The 15,536-nt window shown below is 43.7% G+C and carries 14 protein-coding genes; 10 read left to right on the forward strand and 4 right to left on the reverse strand.

The window, feature by feature from the left end; translation table 11 throughout:
* The first annotated feature begins 301 nt into the window (after positions 1 to 301).
* Positions 302 to 772 carry a DUF2919 family protein gene (locus PCAR9_RS09470; protein ID WP_179983386.1) on the forward strand — a complete coding sequence of 157 codons (471 nt, stop codon included), beginning with the start codon at positions 302 to 304 and terminating at the stop codon, positions 770 to 772.
* A 124-nt stretch (positions 773 to 896) separates the two neighbouring features.
* Here PCAR9_RS09470 and PCAR9_RS09475 read toward each other — a convergent pair whose 3' ends face one another.
* Complete coding sequence (locus PCAR9_RS09475; RefSeq protein ID WP_179983387.1) at positions 897 to 1,310, reverse strand: hypothetical protein; 414 nt, start codon at positions 1,308 to 1,310, stop codon at positions 897 to 899.
* Between the two features lie 111 nt (positions 1,311 to 1,421).
* Complete coding sequence (gene tcdA, locus PCAR9_RS09480) at positions 1,422 to 2,198, reverse strand: tRNA cyclic N6-threonylcarbamoyladenosine(37) synthase TcdA (RefSeq protein ID WP_179983388.1); 777 nt, start codon at positions 2,196 to 2,198, stop codon at positions 1,422 to 1,424.
* A gap of 219 nt (positions 2,199 to 2,417) precedes the next feature.
* Between tcdA and PCAR9_RS09485 the strand changes: the two genes are divergently transcribed.
* The 4 genes from PCAR9_RS09485 (at position 2,418) to PCAR9_RS09500 (ending at position 6,617) form a co-directional block, all read left to right on the forward strand.
* Positions 2,418 to 3,383: a glutathione S-transferase family protein gene (locus tag PCAR9_RS09485; RefSeq protein WP_179983389.1), complete on the forward strand. Its 966-nt coding sequence runs from the start codon at positions 2,418 to 2,420 to the stop codon at positions 3,381 to 3,383.
* An 84-nt stretch (positions 3,384 to 3,467) separates the two neighbouring features.
* The gene (locus PCAR9_RS09490) at positions 3,468 to 4,331 is read left to right on the forward strand and encodes a pirin family protein (protein WP_179983390.1); all 864 of its coding nucleotides are present in this window, start codon (positions 3,468 to 3,470) and stop codon (positions 4,329 to 4,331) included.
* Positions 4,332 to 4,446: 115 nt separating this feature from the next.
* Positions 4,447 to 4,950, forward strand: a complete 504-nt coding sequence (locus PCAR9_RS09495; RefSeq protein ID WP_179983391.1) for a GNAT family N-acetyltransferase — start codon at positions 4,447 to 4,449, stop codon at positions 4,948 to 4,950.
* A 206-nt stretch (positions 4,951 to 5,156) separates the two neighbouring features.
* Positions 5,157 to 6,617, forward strand: coding sequence for a phosphohexomutase domain-containing protein (locus PCAR9_RS09500; protein ID WP_179983392.1), 1,461 nt, complete (start codon positions 5,157 to 5,159; stop codon positions 6,615 to 6,617).
* 196 nt (positions 6,618 to 6,813) lie between these two features.
* Here the strand turns inward: PCAR9_RS09500 and PCAR9_RS09505 are convergent, their stop codons facing one another.
* Together PCAR9_RS09505 and PCAR9_RS09510 are read right to left on the reverse strand one after the other, a co-directional pair.
* Complete coding sequence (locus tag PCAR9_RS09505; protein WP_179983393.1) at positions 6,814 to 7,236, reverse strand: DUF3429 domain-containing protein; 423 nt, start codon at positions 7,234 to 7,236, stop codon at positions 6,814 to 6,816.
* 98 nt (positions 7,237 to 7,334) lie between these two features.
* Positions 7,335 to 8,612 carry a citrate synthase gene (locus tag PCAR9_RS09510; protein ID WP_179983394.1) on the reverse strand — a complete coding sequence of 426 codons (1,278 nt, stop codon included), beginning with the start codon at positions 8,610 to 8,612 and terminating at the stop codon, positions 7,335 to 7,337.
* A 704-nt stretch (positions 8,613 to 9,316) separates the two neighbouring features.
* On the opposite strand from PCAR9_RS09510, the gene sdhC reads away from it, so the two are divergent.
* The 5 genes from sdhC (at position 9,317) to PCAR9_RS09535 (ending at position 15,527) form a co-directional block, all read left to right on the forward strand.
* Positions 9,317 to 9,691, forward strand: coding sequence for a succinate dehydrogenase, cytochrome b556 subunit (sdhC, locus tag PCAR9_RS09515; RefSeq protein ID WP_071814724.1), 375 nt, complete (start codon positions 9,317 to 9,319; stop codon positions 9,689 to 9,691).
* The gene (gene sdhD, locus PCAR9_RS09520; protein WP_179983395.1) at positions 9,685 to 10,032 is read left to right on the forward strand and encodes a succinate dehydrogenase, hydrophobic membrane anchor protein; all 348 of its coding nucleotides are present in this window, start codon (positions 9,685 to 9,687) and stop codon (positions 10,030 to 10,032) included. The genes sdhC and sdhD overlap by 7 nt, the downstream gene beginning before the upstream one ends.
* A 1-nt stretch (position 10,033) precedes the next feature.
* On the forward strand, positions 10,034 to 11,806 hold the full coding sequence (sdhA, locus tag PCAR9_RS09525) for a succinate dehydrogenase flavoprotein subunit (protein WP_118494940.1): 1,773 nt from the start codon (positions 10,034 to 10,036) through the stop codon (positions 11,804 to 11,806).
* A gap of 14 nt (positions 11,807 to 11,820) precedes the next feature.
* The gene (locus tag PCAR9_RS09530) at positions 11,821 to 12,531 is read left to right on the forward strand and encodes a succinate dehydrogenase iron-sulfur subunit (protein ID WP_012518362.1); all 711 of its coding nucleotides are present in this window, start codon (positions 11,821 to 11,823) and stop codon (positions 12,529 to 12,531) included.
* A gap of 176 nt (positions 12,532 to 12,707) precedes the next feature.
* Positions 12,708 to 15,527 (forward strand): 2-oxoglutarate dehydrogenase E1 component, encoded by a 2,820-nt coding sequence (locus tag PCAR9_RS09535; RefSeq protein ID WP_179983396.1) that lies wholly within the window; start codon positions 12,708 to 12,710, stop codon positions 15,525 to 15,527.
* Positions 15,528 to 15,536 lie beyond the last annotated feature (9 nt).

Raw genomic sequence — 15,536 nt, forward strand, 5'->3', positions numbered from 1 at the left:
ATATCACCTGGAAAATGACTGAGCTTAAAATGGCCGCGGATTATACAGGAAAACCCGCGTAGACGCAGTATATATGTTTAGCGTTAACGATATAAGTTGTTAGCGCATACTTAGAGTAGCGCGTCGGAAAACGTTTTTGGGGGGTATGAAAATTAAAAGCGACAGATTATACGGTTAAAGCAACAACAAGAAGGTTTAAAAAAGCGTTGTCTACCCCCACTTTAGTCACTTCTTAGAGATAAATAACATCAGGACTTATGGTGTTCTGAAGATTCAAAGTTACAAACATAGAAGTGAAAATATGCTCAAATTACCGCTAGCTTTTTATGATGAGTCAGGGAGAATACTACCGCCACGTTGGCTCTATAGCGTACTTATTCTTCTTTGCATAGATTGGTTAGCGTTTATATTTTCTCTAGCTTCTCGTACTCAAACCATTGAACTACTCGCATTTTTTTACCCGCAAAAAGAAAGCTTGGGTTTAGGGCTAGCAGCCAGTTTACCCGTGTTAATGGCTTTGGTTTTAGTTAGTCAGCGTGAACGTTTGTGGAAAAAAGAGTATTTAGCTTGGCGAAAATGGGTTATACCACTGGCTCAGTTGGGTGTACTGGCACTCTTAAGCGTTCAGCTATATTACACAATGCACCATCACTGGGGGTTTGAAACTATTACGGGCGTGAAAATCGTTTTTTACAGCATAGCTTTATATGCTATTTCCAAGAGTCGCCACTTGAAGTGGATGGTAGAGGATTGGGAGACGCCCAATCCCTGAAAGTATGGTTCCCCAGAACTAATACCGAGAAATGCGCTAACCGAAAGAAGCGTCATCCGAGAGAGCCAGCAGCCGTGCAACTTAATTATACTGGAAGTTGATTAACTACAAGGCCGATAGACATTTAGTGACTACCTAAGTGGTTGCCCAGCGCTTGTTCATAATAAGAATTAACGCTTATTTGACTGTCATTGACCAGCCGCTCATAGCAAATACCTGCTAATGCGTAGGTATTTTCACCAACCTTCAAAAATACGGCTGGCGCTTTTGGATTAGACTGATCGTAAACCCACTCGCCATCTAACTGTGCTTTTAAAATTTCGCCGACATAAGCGCCGAAGATATTGCAAATAGTGAAGACAGCTTCATCTTCTAACGCTAAATCGTGATATTTATCTACGAAACTAAGTAAAATGTCGTCCACCAGTGCTACGCTAGCGGGTGAGTGGTCGAGTACAATATCGAACTCATCAGCTGCTGTTACCACAGCGTCCTTCGCGCAATCTGCCATTAATTTATTGAGTTCATCAGGTGACATGTTGTTCTCCTTCTCACCGATACTTTTGTTATAACAAGCTAACGCTTAAAAAGTCGTTAAGACAAGGTGTTATAAGTTTTTGACTATTGTGCGCAAGTTATCGGCCAAAGTCTATTTTTGTCCAGTTAATCTATTTATTACACTTGCAGCGGCAAACATACCAAAGGTGGCGGTTACCGTGACCACAGCACCAAAGCCGCCAGCACAGTCTAGTCGAGTACCACCTTCCATTGCAGATTTGTTGTAACAAACCGAGCCGTCAGGTTGTGGGTAGCGCAATTGCTCTGTTGAATAGATACATTCAACGCCAAAGCGGCGTTTTGGATTTTTACTAAAATTATAGTTACGTCTAAGCTCACTGCGTAGCTTAGCTGCTAGGGGGTCTTGCGTTGTTTTAGCTAAATCGCCTTTAGTGACTTGAGTTGGGTCTATTTGACCGCCCGCACCGCCAACCGTAACAATGGGAATTTTGTTGCGTTTACAGTGAGCTATCATCGCCGCTTTAGCGCGAATACTGTCGGTAGCATCAACCACAGCGTGCATTTCTTTATTTAACAATGTGGCTGTATTTTCAGGTGTAACGAAATCCTCGACACAGATCACGTTGCAAGCTGGGTTTATCAAGTTTATCCGAGCTGCAATTGCGTCGACCTTTGCTTCTCCGATAGTGTTTGAGAGCGCATGTATCTGTCGGTTCGTGTTCGTAACGCAAACATCATCCAAATCAATAAGTGTAATAGTGCCTACGCCTGAACGAGCCAGTGCTTCGGCAGTCCAACTTCCTACACCACCAATGCCGACTACGGCTACATGACTATTGGCTAAATTATTGGTTTGCTGCGCGCCATACAAGCGCACGATACCGCCTAAACGAGGGTCATCAGACATGCTTCACTTCACTTAAAAAATAAACTAACAAAGGCGTGTGCTAACGTTTAAACGTACGAACACGCTAGCAGGGCGCGCATCATCTCAAAAGTGCACACTAAAGATCAATACACTCCAGTTTTTTCGAATAATAAATCCGATTTTAAGCGACATACGTTCTACCCAATACATGTTTAAATGAATGCATTGTTTAATGAAGTAATAAAAAGGGGCAGGCATATGGGCTTACTCGTTGATGGGAAGTGGCAAGATAAATGGTATGACACCAGTAAAAGCGGTGGCAAATTCGAACGTCAAGCATCTAAGTTTCGTGACACAATTAACAAAAGCGGCGAAGCAACTTTCCCAGCTGAGTCAGACCGCTATCACCTTTATGTTTCGTTAGCCTGCCCATGGGCCCACAGAGCGCTTATATTTAGAAAGCTTAAGGGACTGGAGTCGCATATTGATGTTTCAGTAGTACATCCCGAAATGCTTGGTCAAGGATGGGAATTTAAAGACTATCCGGGGTCGACGGGTGATAAGCTTTATAACTTTGATTATGCGCATCAAATTTACACCAAGGCTAATCCTGAGATAACTACTCGTGTTACCGTTCCAATTCTTTGGGACAAGCAATCTGAAACCATCGTGAATAACGAATCTGCGGAGATTATTCGTATTTTTAATAGTGGGTTTAACTCACTTACTAATAATGACGACGATTATTACCCAGAAGCGTTACGCGAAGAAATCGATACCATCAATAACATGGTATATCACGACATAAATAATGGCGTGTACAAAGCTGGATTTGCTACAACGCAAGAGGCTTATGAAGAGGCAGTAACTGCATTGTTCTGCGCCCTAGATAGGGTTGAAGAAAGGTTGAGCAAACAACGTTATTTGGTTGGCAGTAAAATAACAGAAGCAGACTGGCGCTTATTTACTACGCTGATACGCTTCGACGCTGTGTATCACGGGCATTTTAAATGCAATAAAAAGCAAATCGCAGACTATCCAAATATCTACGGCTATATGAAAGAACTCTATCAAGTTCCGGGCGTTGCTGAAACGGTAAACTTCGACCATATCAAAAGGCACTATTACTACAGCCACACTATGATAAATCCAACCCAGGTAATCCCCGTCGGGCCTGAGCAAGATCTTATGTCGCCTCACGGTCGCGATAAAATGGGACGTTGAAGCACTCAAGATCGGTAATACAAAAAGCTAAACGTGAAGCTCGTAAAAGATAGTGAAGGCTAAGATTTAAGGTAGATACACATTATGTCAGTGGAAGTGAGTGAACGAAAATCGATAGAGAAAGTGGTTACAGGTATGCCAACAAGTGATGGCGCGGGGGTGTCGCTTACTCGTATTATCGGACAACCTGATCTACCTCGCCTCGATCCCTTTTTAATGTTGGATTTTTTTGGTTCAGATAATCCAGGTGAATACATTGCTGGTTTTCCACCACATCCTCACCGTGGTTTTCAGACAGTTACTTATATGCTTGCAGGAAAAATGCGCCATAAAGACTCTGTAGGCAATGAGGGGGTTATTGATGCTGGTGGCATTCAATGGATGAATGCGGGTCGAGGCATAATACATGAAGAAATGCCAGAGCAGGAGGAGGGCTTGTTACAAGGCTTTCAGCTGTGGGTGAATCTTCCGGCCGAAGAGAAAATGTCAGCGCCGAACTATCAAGACATACAGCCAGAAATTGTTCCGACAGTACACATTCAAGATGCAGTAATCAAAGTGTTAGCGGGTGAAATTGACGGTGTGAAAGGGCCTGTGAAGACAACGGCGGTTGCTCCTACTTTTTTAGACGTTGCACTACGAAGCGGGAGTTCGGAAATTACACTGGGGTCGGATGAAGCTGCCTTTATTTACGTGTACGAGGGAATCGTGGTCATTAATAGCGACGAACTTAGCAAAGAAACTATTGTGTCGCAGGGAGAGCTGGGCGCTTTGTCACAAAGTGGCAAGCAGCTATCTGTATCCACTGATACGGGTTGTAAGTTTATAGTGGTCTCAGGTAAACCTATTGAAGAGCCTGTGGTCCAATATGGACCTTTTGTAATGAACACTCAGCAGGAAATTGTTCAGGCATTTAACGATTACCAAAGCGGTTCATTAGCAAAGTAGATAAAAGGTTTGCCTGTTTTGATTCGACTATGGGTAATTATCTATGCGGACTTGTATTAGACTGGGCTTTTAATCAATACCTCTTCATTAGGTTCAGCAAGGAGTAGCACTGCCAATGCATTTTGAAAGCGTCGCCGAAAAACACGTGCTAACACTTTTAGAATTTGAGCGTATTAATAGACGCTATTTTGAAATGTCTATAGCACCAAGAGAGGCGGCGTTTTATTCAATAGATGGTGTTGGCAATCACGTTAGTGAGTTTCGCTACTTAAAACAACAGAAAAGAGCATGGGGCTATGTGCTTGTTGACAGGCAGCGAAACAACCAGGTCGTAGCCCGTGCTAATATCAAAAATAGACAAGGCAACAGGGCGGAAATTGGCTATAGAGTTGCCGAAAAAGAATGCGGTAAGGGCATAGCTTCTCGCTGCGTTTTATTTTTGATAGATGAGGCCAAAAGCATGGGCATCACAACGCTTTGTGCTGAAGTCATGGATAACAATCCTGCTTCTGAAAAAGTACTTATAAAAAGTGGCTTTAATCCTACACTATGTTTTTATCGCAAGTATCAGCATCAAGGTGTTCTGTATAACAGTACCCACTTTGAACTTTCGCTTTAGGTTCAGTGATTAAAAAGGTGATAGTCAAACGCTGTGTTATTCAAATTGAATTAGTATTTCACTCTTCCTAATGATTTAATACCAGTATCTTTAAATATATGTTTCCTTCTCTTTTGCGATAAATATAAAGGCCGGTATGTTCCTTTAGGTCGTAAGAGGCGGTAATGTAATCATAAATAGTTAAAACACAGGGAATTTCTATCCAAATGGCGACCCCAATTACCTGCTTTAAAGCGTACGATATCCGTGGCGAATTGAATTCACAGTTAACTGAAGAGGTAGCTTACCGAATTGGTTATGCTTTTGCGCAAGAGCTTGCAGCAAAGACTGTTGTTGTTGGCAGCGATGTACGTCTTACTTCTACTCCGCTGAAACTTGCGTTAAGCGCAGGTCTTATCGATGCTGGAGCTACTGTTACCGACATTGGCATGGCAGGAACCGAAGAAATTTACTTTGCTACCAAACATCTTGGCGTTGACGGTGGTATTGAAGTAACTGCTAGTCACAACCCTATCAACTATAACGGTATGAAACTGGTGAAAGCAGGCTCTGTGCCTATCAGCGGAGACACAGGCCTCAACGCGATTAAAGAAAAAGCAGAAGCGTTAGAGGACAGCTTTGTATCAGAGAGGTTAGGGCATTATACCAATGGCGTTAAGATTGACGCTGATGCGTTTTTCAACGGTACTGCTCATGTAGATGAAGTAAAGCTTTCACAAAGCGATAAATACACTGTGAAATCGTGCATGATGGACTATGTTTCGCACATGCTATCTTATGTCAATCTGAGTAATTTTACGCCTTTAAAGGTAGTGGTTAATGCCGGTAACGGTGCGGCTGGGCCTGCACTTGACGCAATTGAACAAGAAATGAAAGTGCAGGGTGTACCGATTGAATTCATTAAAGTACATCACAACGCAGATGGCACTTTTCCAAATGGTATACCAAACCCTCTTTTACCTGAAAATCGTGCAGACACAGCTGACGCGGTTAAATCATCAGGTGCTGATTTCGGTATTGCATGGGATGGTGACTTCGACCGCTGCTTCTTGTTTGATGCAGACGGTGAATTTATTGAAGGGTATTACATTGTTGGCTTGCTTGCTGAAGCTTTTATCGAGAAAAATGCCGACAGCAAGATCATTTATGACCCACGCGTGTACTGGAACACAGAAGATATCGTAGCGAATGCAGGCGGTACACCGATTAAATCTAAAACAGGCCATGCGTTTATTAAAGAACGTATGCGTAAAGAAGACGCCGTTTACGGCGGAGAAATGAGCGCGCATCACTACTTTAGAGATTTTGCCTACTGTGACTCGGGCATGATCCCTTGGTTATTAATTGCTGAATTGGTATGTGTGAAAAAACAAACGCTCGCAAGTATGGTAAAAGAACGTATTCAGGCGTTCCCATCATCAGGCGAAATTAACAGTAAACTTAAAGATGCTGACGCGGCACTTGAACGTGTAACCAGTAAGTATCAACCTCTCGCGAGCGTTATCGACACAACTGACGGATTAGGATTAGAATTCGATACATGGCGCTTCAACTTGCGTAAATCGAACACTGAACCAGTTATCCGATTGAATGTTGAAAGCAAAGGCGACATCGCGCTGATGGAACAAAAAACAGAAGAGTTACTTTCACTTATACGCGCTGAATAATTACCTTGCGCTTCTGAAAATACTGTAAGGTAAAAGAACTAAGGCGATAATAATGTTTCATTATTATCGCCTTTTTTATTTGTGAAGAAATTGGTGGAATTAATAATACTATCAGTGGCTTAAAGGTTTCATTTCCTGGTTATGCGTAACGGTAAATTGGCCGTTTCCGAGCACACATGCTACATCTATACGGTATCTATACCAGCAAATAAATCATCCAGGCGTGACAGATAACCACAACGCTAGTTAAGCCCATACGCAAACTGATATAACTTACAATCTGCTCTTTAGGAAGGCTTAGCGTGAACTTGTCATAGATTAATACTGCAACGTAGCTAAGTGACAATACGCCAAAAGCTTTTACATCATGTGAGAATACTAAACACAGCCACCCTACGATTGTTGGCAACATTGCGATAAGCATTTGCTTGCCATAGCGTTGGTTACTTACTGCGTCCCACCAATGAATACCTCCAAAGAAAGATAACAACACAGCTGAGTACTGCACAAAATAAACGGCACTTTGCGTTAGTGATAACAAATTAAGCTGATAGGCTAGTGGCATTGCTAGAAAAGGAATAAGACCGGCGATACCTAAAAAAACCGCAGAATAGGGCATGGATGTTCCTTGACGATAGTTGTATAAACAAAAATAGCGCCATGAAGGCGCTATTTTTACTATTAAGCGTAATACTTAGTTCAGTGTTACCTGAATAATTACTTAATCGGCGTGTACTTACGCTGGCTGTGGCCAGTGTAAAGCTGACGAGGACGACCGATCTTCTGTTTAGGGTCGCTCATCATTTCATGCCAGTGTGAAATCCAGCCTACTGTACGAGACAGAGCGAAGATACACGTAAACATGTTGGTAGGAATACCAATTGCCTTAAGAACGATACCTGAGTAGAAATCTACGTTAGGGAACAATTTCTTCTCTGCGAAGTACGGGTCGCTCAACGCAATTTTTTCAAGTTCCATTGCTACTTCAAGTAGTGGATCTTTAACGTTAAGTTCGCTTAGTACTTCGTGGCAGCTTTCACGCATTACTGTGGCACGAGGGTCGTGGTTTTTGTAAACGCGGTGACCAAAGCCCATAAGACGGAACGGGTCGCTCTTGTCTTTTGCACGAGCAATAAACTCTGGAATGCGGTCTACAGTACCGATTTCTTCAAGCATGTTCAGACACGCTTCGTTGGCGCCGCCGTGAGCAGGGCCCCAAAGTGATGCAACACCTGCAGCAATACATGCATATGGGTTTGCACCAGATGAACCAGCAAGACGAACGGTAGACGTTGAAGCATTTTGCTCGTGGTCAGCATGAAGAGTAAAGATACGGTCCATCGCGCGCTCAACAGCTGGGCTGATTTGATACTCTTCTGCAGGAACAGAAAACATCATGTTCAGGAAGTTAGCTGCGTAGCTAAGGTCATTACGTGGGTAAACGAATGGTTGACCGATGTTGTACTTGTAGCACATAGCAACAAGCGTTGGCATCTTAGCGATTAGACGGTGTGCGCTGCGTTTGCGTTGCTCTTCGTTAGAAACATCTAAATCACTATGGTAGAACGAAGACATAGCACCAACGGTACCGCATAGCATTGCCATAGGGTGCGCGTCGTTGCGGAAACCGTGGAAGAACATGTTGATTTGTTCGTGTACCATGGTGTGACGTGTAATCGTCTCTTTAAATTCTTCGTATTGTTCTTTTGTTGGTGCATCACCGTGAAGAAGCATGTGACAAACTTCTAGGTAGTCTGCGTCACGTGCAAGTTCTTCGATAGGGAAACCGCGGTGTAATAAAACACCTTGAGCGCCATCAATGTAGGTAATTGAAGACTCGCAAGATCCTGTCGCCATAAAACCTGGGTCGTACGTGAAATAACCGTGCTGGCCTAACGTACGGACATCGATTACATCTTGTCCTTCGGTGCCAGACAAGATAGGAAGCTCGATTTCCTTACCGCCGGCTTTAAGAATGGCTTTCTGATCTGCCATAAAATGCTCTCCTCAGAATGGTTCTGTTTGCAGCGAAAACGGACGAAAATATCCGCTTCGGTGGGAAAAGTGGGCGTATTTGTACTTTATTATGCACCACCAAGTCAATTTAATTGCATATTTGAACAATAAATATTCTGAATTGCTTAAAAAAATACTAGCAATTAACTAACGTTCAATTAACTTAGTGGTAAATCACTTTGCCCGATACAGTGCAATTATCAATTGCTTTTCGACAAAGGTAAACCACCGATTAATAAATATATTAACAGGTTAGATTAAAAAGTAACCTCTTCATGAAGAATAATTACGCATTCAGATTAAAAGTGCTTAATTTCTTATTGATATGCATAGTTATTCTATTTAGCTACTGATAAACTTCGATTTACTGTAATTGCACTCGTTATAACGTGTTGCGCTCAATTTTGATCTCTTTTTTAGCAAAATAATTATCACAAAAGTGCGTATAGCGACTAAAGTCTTACTACGGCACAAAAAATTGTAATTATATACTACGCTGGATATACTCAGCGGTGCTTCGGAAACAGAATATTTATTCTGTTACAGGCATTAAAGAATAATTCACAAATTGTTAACAACTCAATGGATGAGGCAATTAACAGGTTAAAAATCGAATTCACTTACTCAGGACATAATAAAGGTAAGAAATTCATTATCCCCTACGGATTAAACAGGCATACATTGTGAAAAAGCAAAGACCAGTAAATTTAGAACTCAATACTATTAAATTTCCGCCCTCTGCTATTTCGTCAATTCTCCACCGTGTAACCGGTGTTGCAATGTTCTTCGCGCTTCTTTTTGTTATTTGGGCATGGGCAGTTTCTGTTCATTCGCCTGAAGGTTTCGCGAACGTTCAAGCAATCATGGACGGTTTCCTTGGAAAATTTGTCGCAATTGGCACAGCCTCAGCGCTGACGTATCACATTCTAGGCGGCCTAAGACACGTTGTTATGGATTTAGGTCACTGGGAAGAATTAGAGTCGGGCAACACAAGTGCTAAAGCAGTAATCGCACTTTGGGTTGTACTGACCGTAGTATTGGGAGTTGCATTATGGTAACCAACCAAGCAAGCATTAAGCGTGACGGCGTACAAGATTACGTTTCACTTCGCGCTACAGCAGCAATTATTTTCGCGTACTCGGTTTTCATGGCGTGGTTCTTTATAACTACCGATAACCTGACATTTGTCGAATGGCGAGGGTTATTCTCTGGCCTAGCTATGAAAGTTTTCACATTGGCAGCACTAGTAGCAGTGGTGATCCACGTGCGCATCGGCCTATGGCAGGTGCTAACAGACTATGTTAAAGCAACAGGTCTGCGCGCAGGACTACAATATATTCTAAATATCATCGCGTTCGGCTATGTAGCTGTTGGCCTATTTGTACTGTGGGGAGTGTAAAATGAGTTTACCCGTTCACGAGTTTGATGCAGTTGTAATTGGTGCAGGCGGTGCAGGTATGCGCGCAGCACTACAGATTTCAGAATCTGGTAAATCATGCGCGCTGTTGTCTAAAGTATTTCCAACCCGTTCTCATACTGTGTCTGCACAGGGTGGTATTACCGTAGCACTAGGTAATTCACACGAAGACAACTGGGAATGGCACATGTATGACACCGTAAAGGGCTCAGATTATATTGGTGACCAAGACGCCATCGAGTACATGTGTAAAACTGGTCCAGAAGCTATTATCGAAATGGAGAATATGGGTCTACCTTTCTCTCGTTTCGAGAATGGTAAAATCTACCAGCGTCCATTCGGCGGTCAGTCAAGAAACTTTGGTGGCGAGCAGGGCGCTCGTACGGCAGCTGCGGCGGACCGTACAGGTCACGCACTACTTCACCTTCTTTATCAACAAAACGTAAAGAACAAAACCAAAGTATTCTCTGAGTGGTACGCACTAGATCTAGTGAAAAACCAAGACGGTGACGTTGTAGGTTGTACAGCAATCGACATTGAAACTGGCGAAGTAGTTTACTTTAAGTCGCGCGCAGTTGTTCTTGCAACTGGTGGTGCCGGTCGTATCTACGCTTCAACGACAAACGCGCACATCAATACCGGTGACGGTGTTGGTATGGCGCTACGCGCAGGTGTAGCGGTTCAGGATATGGAGATGTGGCAGTTCCACCCAACGGGTATTGCTGGCGCAGGTACATTGGTAACAGAAGGTTGTCGTGGTGAAGGTGGTTACCTTCTAAATAAAGACGGCGAACGCTTCATGGAACGTTATGCACCTAACGCGAAAGACCTAGCGGGTCGTGACGTTGTTGCACGTTCAATGATGACGGAAATTCGTGAAGGACGCGGTTGTGAAGGCCCGTGGGGTACTCACATTAAGCTTAAGCTTGACCACCTTGGTAAAGACGTTCTTGAATCTCGTCTACCAGGTATTCTTGAATTATCGCGTACATTTGCACACGTTGACCCAGTTAAAGAGCCGATCCCAGTAATTCCTACTTGTCACTATATGATGGGTGGTATTCCTACCAACGTTGATGGCCAATGTCTAACTGTTGATGAAAACGGTAATGATAAGGTAGTTAACGGTCTATTCGCATGTGGTGAAATTGCATGTGTATCGGTACACGGCGCAAACCGCCTTGGCGGTAACTCACTACTTGACCTTGTTGTATTTGGTCGTGCGACTGGCTTACATCTTGGTAAGACATTATCTGAAATGGCACCAACACGCGACGCGTCTGAGTCTGATCTTGAAGCCTCAATGACACGTTTCAACCGTTGGGAAAATTCAGAGAAAGGAAAGGGCGAAGACCCTGTTCAAATTAAGAAAGACTTGCAAGAATGCATGCAGCTTAACTTCTCAGTATTCCGTGAAGGTGAAGCCATGGCGGAAGGTCTTAAAGAGCTTAGCGAAATTCGCGAGCGTCTTAAGCATGCACGCCTTGACGACAAGAGTTCAGACTTCAACACTCAACGTATTGAATGTTTAGAGCTTGATAACCTAATGGAAACTGCGTACAGCACAGCAGTAGCAGCGAACTTCAGAACGGAAAGCCGTGGTGCTCATAGCCGCTTCGACTTCCCGGAACGTGATGATGACAACTGGTTATGCCACAGCATCTACGATCCGAACACTGATAAAATGCTTAAACGTGAAGTGAATATGGCGCCTAAGCTTAGGGAAGCATTCCCGCCTAAAGTGCGTTCATATTAAGAGAGGCAACGATCATGCAATTAACTTTTTCGATTTATCGTTACAACCCTGAAGTAGATGCGAAGCCTCGCATGCAAGACTACACTCTAGAAGTAGAGGAAGGTCAAGACATGATGGTGCTAGATGCGCTACTTGCACTAAAAGAGCAGGATCCGACGCTTTCTTTCCGTCGTTCGTGCCGTGAGGGTGTATGTGGTTCAGACGGTGTAAACATGAACGGCAAAAATGGCCTAGCATGTATTACTCCTCTATCTGCACTGGGCAAAGGTAAAATAGTAGTTCGTCCACTTCCAGGTCTACCGGTTGTACGTGACCTTGTTGTTGATATGACACAGTTCTATACACAGTACGAAAAGATTAAGCCGTTCTTAATCAACGATAGCAAGCAGCCGCCAGCGCGCGAGCACTTACAGTCGCCTGAAGAACGCGCGAAACTTGATGGACTGTACGAGTGTATTCTTTGTGCATGTTGTTCAACGTCATGCCCATCGTTTTGGTGGAACCCAGACAAGTTCATTGGTCCTGCGGGTCTACTTCATGCATATCGCTTCCTTATTGATAGTCGCGATACTGCAACTGAAGAACGTCTTAACGACCTTGATGACGCATTCAGCGTATTCCGCTGTCACGGTATCATGAACTGTGTGAGTGTATGCCCTAAAGGCTTGAACCCAACAAAAGCAATAGGCCAAATTAAGTCTATGCTTTTACAACGGGCTGTTTAGTACTATATTCTGATAACTTCTTTTAGTTACAGAAAGTGATGCTCTAAATAGCCATCCCAAAAGGATGGCTATTTTTTTATATATTCGCTGTTATAACACTTGGTTATGCTGAGAATAACCTTATAATACATATTGATTGTTAACTAGATTTTATAAAACGTAGCAAGGCAAATTAAATGCAAGAAAGCGTGATGAAAGCGTGGTGGGATTCCTCGCACATGGCAGGTGCCAACGCTGCCTATGTTGAAGAGTTGTATGAAACCTATTTAGAAGACCCTCAAAGCGTCTCTGAAAATTGGCGACAAATCTTCGATAACCTCCCCAAAGTCGATGGCGTAGAGTTAGAAACCAATCATACAACTATCAAAAATCAATTTAGGCAACTTGCTGCGTTAGGGCCCACAGCCCGCATGTCTAGCCCGTCTGTGCCTTCGGCAAATGTTTCAGACGATAGGCAAGTTAAAGTTCTTCAGTTAATCAACGCATTCCGCTTCCGCGGTCATCAGCACGCAAACCTAGACCCGCTTGGTTTATGGAAACAAGAGCGTGTACGCGATCTAGAACTTTCTCACCACAGTCTTTCCGAGAAAGATTTTGATTCAGTATTCAATGTAGGTTCTTACGCCATTGGTAAAGAGTCTATGCCGCTAGGTGAGCTGTTTAAATCCCTTAATCGCACATACTGTGGCTCTATCGGTGCGGAATACATGCACATCACCGATACCGAGCAAAAGCGTTGGTTACAGCAAAAGATTGAATCAGTTCAGGCCAAACCAGAAATCTCACGCGATGAGAAGTTAGGCATTCTTAAAGGCCTAACCGCAGCAGATGGTATGGAAAAATACCTAGGCTCTAAATTCCCGGGTGCGAAGCGTTTCTCATTAGAAGGTGGTGACGCTCTGATTCCTATGCTTAAAGGTCTTATCACCAAGGCGGGCACAGCAGGTACCAAAGAAGTGGTTATCGGCATGGCTCACCGTGGTCGTCTGAACGTGCTGGTTAATGTGTTGGGTAAAAACCCTTCAGTTCTGTTTGATGAATTCTCTGGTAAGCACGATGATTCTCTTGGTGCGGGTGACGTTAAATATCACGCGGGTTTCTCTTCTGACTTTGCAACGCCAGGTGGCAATGTTCACTTAGCGCTAGCATTTAACCCGTCTCACTTAGAAATAGTTAATCCCGTAGTAATGGGGTCAGTACGCGCTCGTCTTGCGCGTCGCGATAACGACACTAACACAGTGCTTCCTATTACTATTCACGGCGACTCAGCAATTGCCGGTCAGGGTGTGGTACAAGAAACCTTTAACATGTCGCAAACGCGCGGCTTTGCAGTAGGCGGTACCGTTCGTATAGTGGTGAACAACCAAGTTGGTTTCACTACGTCAAAAACGGAAGATACTCGCTCTACTCAGTATTGTACTGATATCGCTAAAATGGTTCAGGCGCCAATTTTCCACGTGAACTCTGATGACCCAGAAGCGGTTGCCTTTGTTACACAGCTAGCGCTTGAATATCGTAATAAGTTTAAGAAAGACGTAGTAATTGACCTAGTTTGTTACCGTCGTCATGGTCACAACGAAGCGGACGAGCCAAATGCCACGCAGCCGTTGATGTACCAAAAGATTAAAAAGCACCCAGTTCCACGTGCACTTTATGCTGACCAGTTAATTGCTGAAGGTGTGATTGAGCAGCGTGATGCCGACCGCTATATTGAAGAATACCGCGAAGCGCTAGACCACGGTGCATGCGTTGTTGAAGAGTGGCGTCCAATGACTGAGCACAGTGTAGACTGGTCTCCGTATCTAGGACACGACTGGGATACACCATACGATGGTGCACTTTCGGTTGAAAAGCTTAAAGAGCTAGGTGAATCAATTACCACTATTCCTGAAGAGCACAAGCTTCAGTCACGTGTTAACAAACTTTACCAAGACCGTAAAGCCATGGTTGCTGGCGACAAAAAGCTAGATTGGGGTATGGCAGAAAACTTAGCTTATGCCACTATCGTAGATGCCGGCGAAGACATTCGTATTACAGGTCAGGACTCTGGTCGCGGTACTTTCTTTCATCGCCACGCTGTACTTCACAACCAAGCTGATGCTTCTACTTATATGCCTCTACAGCATATTCGAGAAGGACAGGGTGAAATCGAAATTTACGACTCTGTACTTTCTGAAGAAGCGGTAATGGCATTTGAATATGGTTATGCCACTGCAGAGCCTACCTGCTTAACAATCTGGGAAGCGCAGTTCGGTGATTTCGCCAACGGTGCGCAAGTTGTATTCGACCAATTCCTAAGTTCAGGTGAAGCCAAGTGGGGCCGTCTGTGTGGCTTAACTGTATTACTACCACATGGGTATGAAGGACAAGGCCCTGAGCATAGCTCTGCACGTTTAGAGCGTTTCTTGCAAATGTGTGCTGATCACAACTGGCAAGTGTGTGTGCCTTCAACACCAGCTCAGGTATACAACATGCTTCGTCGCCAAGTTGTTCGCCCAATGCGTAAACCACTTATCGTGATGTCGCCTAAGTCATTATTACGTCACCCAATGGCCGTATCTTCGTTAGAAGAATTAGCAGAAGGTAAATTCCACAACGTAATTGGTGAAATAGACGATATCGATCCTAAGAACGTTAAGCGCGTTGTTATGTGTTCAGGTAAGGTTTACTACGATTTGTTAGACCAACGCCGTAAAAATGAGCAAACAGACGTCGCAATCGTTCGTTTGGAGCAACTTTACCCATTCCCACAAGAAGAATGCGCTAAAGTTGTGGCACAATACAGCCATGTAAAAGATTGGGTTTGGTGTCAAGAAGAGCCTCAAAACCAAGGCGCTTGGTACTGTAGCCAACACCATTTCTGGCAAGCAATTCCAGATGGTGCAAAATTAACATATGCAGGTCGTGATGCATCCTCGTCACCTGCAGTAGGTTATGTATCCGTTCACAACCAGCAACAGAAAGCTCTGGTTGAAAACGCACTCACAATTAAATAAGGAACAGTA

It is taken from the genome of Alteromonas macleodii, assembly GCF_903772925.1.
Lineage (GTDB): Bacteria > Pseudomonadota > Gammaproteobacteria > Enterobacterales > Alteromonadaceae > Alteromonas > Alteromonas macleodii_A.

Coding starts and splice junctions, on each gene's coding strand:
- PCAR9_RS09530 (WP_012518362.1), top strand. CDS start 11,821: ATGCAATTAACTTTTTCGATTTATCGTTACAACCCTGAAGTAGATGCG.
- PCAR9_RS09505 (WP_179983393.1), bottom strand. CDS start 7,236: ATGCCCTATTCTGCGGTTTTTTTAGGTATCGCCGGTCTTATTCCTTTT.
- PCAR9_RS09475 (WP_179983387.1), bottom strand. CDS start 1,310: ATGTCACCTGATGAACTCAATAAATTAATGGCAGATTGCGCGAAGGAC.
- tcdA (WP_179983388.1), bottom strand. CDS start 2,198: ATGTCTGATGACCCTCGTTTAGGCGGTATCGTGCGCTTGTATGGCGCG.
- PCAR9_RS09495 (WP_179983391.1), top strand. CDS start 4,447: ATGCATTTTGAAAGCGTCGCCGAAAAACACGTGCTAACACTTTTAGAA.
- PCAR9_RS09485 (WP_179983389.1), top strand. CDS start 2,418: ATGGGCTTACTCGTTGATGGGAAGTGGCAAGATAAATGGTATGACACC.
- PCAR9_RS09535 (WP_179983396.1), top strand. CDS start 12,708: ATGCAAGAAAGCGTGATGAAAGCGTGGTGGGATTCCTCGCACATGGCA.
- sdhD (WP_179983395.1), top strand. CDS start 9,685: ATGGTAACCAACCAAGCAAGCATTAAGCGTGACGGCGTACAAGATTAC.
- PCAR9_RS09500 (WP_179983392.1), top strand. CDS start 5,157: ATGGCGACCCCAATTACCTGCTTTAAAGCGTACGATATCCGTGGCGAA.
- PCAR9_RS09510 (WP_179983394.1), bottom strand. CDS start 8,612: ATGGCAGATCAGAAAGCCATTCTTAAAGCCGGCGGTAAGGAAATCGAG.
- PCAR9_RS09470 (WP_179983386.1), top strand. CDS start 302: ATGCTCAAATTACCGCTAGCTTTTTATGATGAGTCAGGGAGAATACTA.
- sdhA (WP_118494940.1), top strand. CDS start 10,034: ATGAGTTTACCCGTTCACGAGTTTGATGCAGTTGTAATTGGTGCAGGC.
- PCAR9_RS09490 (WP_179983390.1), top strand. CDS start 3,468: ATGTCAGTGGAAGTGAGTGAACGAAAATCGATAGAGAAAGTGGTTACA.